A 4,459-nucleotide genomic window follows, 5' to 3' on the forward strand; every position below is an offset into this window, starting at 1 on the left:
TTTGTGACGGCAACATATATGCCTGTCCTGTTTCTTCATCATAATCAAAATCAGGGAAATATTCTTGTGTCACTGGATATATATACTCTAGCAACTCGCTATACTGGATTGAGAACTTATCTACTGGTTTCATAGTGTTTTTGTTTGCAATGATAATAAAAAAACAGCAAATGAATTTCTTCAAATGCTGTTCTTTTCGACTTTAGATATTTATTCTCCAATTATATTTGCTTCTTTCCACCCTACTGCTTGCTTATAAGCATTTACAGCATTCATTGGAACATATATATTCTGCGTATTTGTTAGCGGATAATGTTGTGCATAATCCAAATAAGGCGGAGTTTCACTTTTACAATGAATGTTTTTTGCCCCATAAAGAGCCCATAAACCAATCCGTTTTACATCAATAGGTATTGTTAAAGTTTCCAATGAATAAAATTCCAAATCTGGATAAGGGGGGAAAAGGAAATTTGCAACAGGATAAAAGGCATAAGCAGATATATTTGTTACCCCATTTGGAATTATATAACTACTTCCTTGCCCATTCGGTTTATATTCTTTTACTGCTGCCATTGGATAGGCAATCAGAGATGTTTGTTCTTTATTAAATAAAACATTATCCTTTGTAGAATAGCGTGGATTAGTAGCAGAAACAATAAATTCTTTCACATAAGTACCCAATATAGTAGATTCTTGAATTTCAGTAACATTATTCAAATTCAAAGTAGATAAATTCAAGCTAAATGTAACAGTATTGCTAATTTTTGTTACACTACTGGGAACAATGTAGGTTGAACTAACCTTATCAATTGGGTATGCTATTAATTCTGTTTTATTTTTATTGAATAATACTCCGTCTAAAGACAAATAATTGGCATTATTGTTTGTAACAATATATTCTTTTAAACGTTTTCCAACATTTGAAAATTTCATTTGCGAAACTTTGTCTCCTATGGTAATTGATGTTAAATAAGCATTATCAAAGGCATTGTCTTCAACAGTTATTACACTATTAGGAATTATATAACTTTGGTTTGGTCTAGCCTTTGGATATATTATCAATATGGACTTATCTTTATTGAAAAGCACTCCACCCAAAGAAGAATAATTAGAATTATCCTCTGACACGACAAATTCAGCGAGTTTATCACATCCCCAGAAAGCGCTTATTTCCATTTTTGAAACGGAAGCGAGGTCAATTCTCACAAGATTGTTACAGCCCCCAAATACATAATCACTAATTTCATTAACGCTATTGGGCATATTAATTTCTGTTAACCCTTTACAAGCATAAAAAGCGTAATCTCCAATAATAGCAGTTTTATTTCCTATAGCGATAGAGGTTAAAGTCGTATTCTCCTTCTCTGCCTTCTCTGCAAAATTAGTATCGGTATCTATATCTACTATCTTATTAAAGATATAGCTTCCAATTTCTATTACACTGTTAGGTAGCATGACACTGGTTAATTTATCACAGTTGCTAAACATATACGAACCTACAACATCTCTTTTTGAATAAAAGATTCCTGTATTAATATAATATGGATTTCCACCTGCAACTATATTAGCATCTTTGAGATTAAGTTTAGATAAACGCCCTTTCGTTTCGTCCCCATTAACATCTGCACCTGCCATTTCACGGATTAATGCAATATCATCCCCATTAATATCTCCCGTAACAGTTAAATCCGTAATATTAAACTTGACATCATTACCAATCAAACTTGACAATGAACCTGCCTTTTTTACATCAACCTTAGCAACAGTTCCAGTAACTATTCCATTACCACCTTCATTACCAACATTTATACTTTCTTCCTTATCATCTCCACACGCAGCTCCTAATAATGCAATGATAATGACAAAGGAGATATTTTTTAAAGAGCACAATATTCTTTCTTTCATAAGTTCTTTATTGCCTAAAAATCAAATACAAATGCTAGCCTAACAAGACTAGCACTATGCTGTTAATTCCTATTATTGTTTAGTAAAGGTTTCTGTATGCCCTCCTTCTTCGATTAACTTCAAGCTGTTATCAGAAATTTCAACTGTATAAGTTTCAGGGTCATCATCTCCCCAATCAAGAACCAACTTAGCACTACCGTCAAATGTATAAGAGAATGATTCTGTATTAGACTCATCATCATACACATCATAAGATTCCCAAGTTCCTTTACCGTCTGATTTAAAAGTAACAATTTCTTTGTTTCCACCTCCCCACGTATAAGACCAAACACCTACTAACGGATTTTCATCATCATCGTCACTACAAGAAGTAAAACCTGCACATAAAACAATAACCAATAAAGTCGCAAAAAATCTAAATGTCTTCATATTCTGTAAATAATCTTTTCGTTAATAATTTAATTTGTAGTATAAGCTGCTCAAAAAATGAGTTGGCTACTTAAAAGATAGTAGCAAAAGTTGTTTCTTAATGTCTGATTCGTAGTTATATATCGTTTATCTACCCTGTTCCCTTTGGATAGTATTACACAATGAAAAAAGCGTGGGAACTATTGGATATTATTCAATTTGAGGCTCTCGACTGCCCTAACACAAATAATAAACAATAGCCCACGCCAAACGGTATATAGACTATCTTAACAAGATAGGTATATAACATTGACGTGAGCGTTCTTGCCTATTATCCCTGTGTTATGAAAGTGTCGAGATTTCAAATTGAGGATAATATTTAAACGCTCTTCGTTAACTAATATGTCCTTTCAGACCTAACACATTAGGTATCTGAAATTGCCACAAAGTTACGAAAAGCGTTTGTAATAGCAAGAACTATTGTTTATTAAAAGTTGAGAGCTATCCCTTCTTTATAAATTTATGGTAGTGGAAAAATTCAAGACCACCCATATAAAAACTAAATCTCTGAATTTTTCCACCCCACCGATATTTTATGATTATGGCTTTATAAACTGATTTTTAATCCGTTGAACGGTGGAAATACCAATACTTTGTAGCTTAGCTATATTTCTGATTGAATAACCTTTTCTTAATAAAGCAATGACTTCTTTATATTCTTCTTTCTTCTTATCATCCGTTTTGGTTGAACCTGTCTTTCTGCCAAGTTTACCACCTTTGGCAATATAATTTGCCCTACCACTATTCAAACGGTATTGGATATTGCTTCTTTCGATATTTGCCATTTCTGCAAGTACTGTCACCATGATAGACGCTATTGGATTAACTTCCCCATTTGGTTGCAAAGTATATAAGCCCAAGTTCTGTATGTAAACCGATACTTTCGATTCATGCAATATATCCAAAGAGCGAAGAACCTGTAATGTACTTCTTCCCAATCTTGACAATTCAGACAAAAGTAAGATATTCACAGATTCACGTTTACAGTATTTCAAACATTCTCCTAAAATCTGTCTTTCCTCTATTTTCTTTGCACCTGAAATATGCTCTTGGAATATATTCACTATTTCTATATCCTGTGAAATAGCATATTTCTTTAAATCCTCTATTTGTCTGCTCGTGTCCTGTCTGTCATTACTTGAAGAAACACGAGCGTATATTACGGCTGTTTTCATTTTATTCTTTGATTAAATTGATAACATGAAAGAATGTATTCAAACCACCTTTGCAGATTTATTTGAACACATTCCTGTTTTGAACACTAACGAGGTTTATTCGCTTCCTCAATATCCCATAAGCCAACTAAAAGAATAAGCAAGATTAACGGAACACAACCTGTTATAAAAGACAATACCACCCAAAAGAGCCAAACAAGTATCTTATAATAAAACATGATTCTTTGTTTTACGTAGTTAATAAAATAGGAGAATACCCATTTCTGAATATTCCCCTGTTTAATCAATCAATAAACCACTTATATTTAGTGTCTCCATGCAAAGCGGCATTTATTCCCGTTGCTATTTCGGTTGCATTTACCGCTCTATCCAAAAAACTATCAATGTAGCTTGACTTATTGCTTCCAGTTAACAAATTATACAATTTCCACATACTTATATCATTTCCCAAGCTGCCAAAGTTCTCATCATTGATATAAGCCCTAGCCACATTGTTAATCTGTGTATCAGTAAATAACATACGTGGAATATCTTTCTGATAACCTTGTGGCAATGATTGATAAAGTCTTATTCTTCCAACTAATTGGCAAAATTGATGTTCTGTGAGATATGAGTTACCAAGCGTTTGCAACAAATGTATATTTTTGGCTGTATTGAAATTATTAAGTAGTTCCAATGTAGCCCTAAAAAGTTCTTTTGTGCTCATTACCTTTATATCATCCTTATATCCGTCTGTGAACACGCACATGTTACAACATACGGTATTTTTGAATGATACAGCCAATCTGAATAACTCTGGGCTTTTCTTAGTTGCCAGATTCTCTCTATTCAAGGCACGAACGCCAACTATAGAAAGATTAAGCCTGTTGCCAGATACATCTTCATAGATAGATGGAATATCTATGGCAAAA

The 4,459-nt window shown here is 33.1% G+C and carries 4 protein-coding genes; all 4 read right to left on the bottom strand.

What is annotated here, in order from left to right; genetic code table 11:
- Positions 1 to 210 precede the first annotated feature (210 nt).
- Positions 211 to 1,905 carry a leucine-rich repeat domain-containing protein gene (locus tag BQ7997_RS00020; RefSeq protein WP_073342329.1) on the bottom strand — a complete coding sequence of 565 codons (1,695 nt, stop codon included), beginning with the start codon at positions 1,903 to 1,905 and terminating at the stop codon, positions 211 to 213.
- A gap of 72 nt (positions 1,906 to 1,977) precedes the next feature.
- Positions 1,978 to 2,334 carry a lipocalin family protein gene (locus tag BQ7997_RS00025; protein ID WP_073342332.1) on the bottom strand — a complete coding sequence of 119 codons (357 nt, stop codon included), beginning with the start codon at positions 2,332 to 2,334 and terminating at the stop codon, positions 1,978 to 1,980.
- Between the two features lie 578 nt (positions 2,335 to 2,912).
- Positions 2,913 to 3,548: a recombinase family protein gene (locus tag BQ7997_RS00030; RefSeq protein ID WP_073342335.1), complete on the bottom strand. Its 636-nt coding sequence runs from the start codon at positions 3,546 to 3,548 to the stop codon at positions 2,913 to 2,915.
- Positions 3,549 to 3,831: 283 nt separating this feature from the next.
- Positions 3,832 to 4,459 (bottom strand): DUF3871 family protein (locus tag BQ7997_RS00040; RefSeq protein WP_139260875.1); only part of this gene is annotated, 628 nt, incomplete at its 5' end.

The sequence above is a fragment of the Bacteroides congonensis genome (assembly GCF_900130125.1).
Classification (GTDB): domain Bacteria; phylum Bacteroidota; class Bacteroidia; order Bacteroidales; family Bacteroidaceae; genus Bacteroides; species Bacteroides congonensis.